Origin of the sequence: Aquidulcibacter paucihalophilus (assembly GCF_002105465.1) — a bacterium.
Taxonomy (GTDB): domain Bacteria; phylum Pseudomonadota; class Alphaproteobacteria; order Caulobacterales; family Aquidulcibacteraceae; genus Aquidulcibacter; species Aquidulcibacter paucihalophilus.
This window is the reverse complement of sequence record NZ_NCSQ01000108.1, coordinates 1-836: the sequence shown is the minus strand read 5'-3', so window position 1 is coordinate 836 and position 836 is coordinate 1. Positions and strand designations below refer to the sequence as shown.

The window sequence follows — 836 nt, the reverse complement described above, 5'->3', positions numbered from 1 at the left end:
ACTGGATTCCCAAATCATTTGAATTCTGATTCAAGGTAGCTTTTGGGGAGGCTATCTTGGCGCGGCTGTTGATGGAAGATGGAGAATGGGCGTTCTTTGAGCCGTTTTTGGTTGGTATTCGGGGACGTGGTGGTCGGCCTGCGTCGGATCATAGGCTCATTTTGGATGGTGTATTCTGGATCGCTCGAACGGGGTCTGCGTGGCGTGATTTACCCGAGGAATTCGGCAAGTGGTCCAGTGTTTACCGCCAATTCCGTCGCTGGACGCTGGCAGGGCTTTGGGAAATGGTGCTTGAGGCCTTGACTGAAAGCGGGGTTTCACCTGGCCAAGTTCATATGATCGATAGCACTATCATCCGGGCGCATCATCTTGCAGCCGGCGCTAAAGGGGGACTCAAAAAGAAGGTTTTGGCCGTTCAAAAGGTGGCTTTACGACCAAGGTCCACATCGTTTCAAATGCGCACGGACTTCCTGTCAGAGCTGAAATAACCGGCGGCGAAGTCTCAGATTACAAAGGCTTTGATATGTTGGTGGACGATGACCTACCACATGCCAAAGTCGTCCTAGCAGATCGAGGATACGACAGCGATCACATCCGAAATGTCATCATAAGCCGTGGCGGCACCCCAGTCATTATGGGCAAAGCAAACCGTAAAATACCAATCCTCGTTGATACAATAACTTATGCTCTACGAAACCGCGTTGAGCGGTGCTTCAACAAACTCAAATGCTCCCGCCGCTTTGCAACGCGGTACGACAAAACCGCCGCAAGCTATCTCGGCTTCACTCACATCATCGCCGCACGGCTCTGGTTGAAGAGTTTGTCAACATGACCTA

The 836-nt window shown here is 51.4% G+C and carries 1 protein-coding gene; it reads left to right on the top strand.

The window, feature by feature from the left end; genetic code table 11:
* The first annotated feature begins 71 nt into the window (after nucleotides 1-71).
* Nucleotides 72-832 (top strand): IS5 family transposase gene (locus B7364_RS08260; protein WP_198534111.1). Its coding sequence is split into 2 segments (ribosomal slippage): nucleotides 72-384 and nucleotides 384-832, totalling 762 coding nucleotides; the frame shifts between segments, so codons are not numbered across the junction.
* Nucleotides 833-836: the final 4 nt, after the last annotated feature.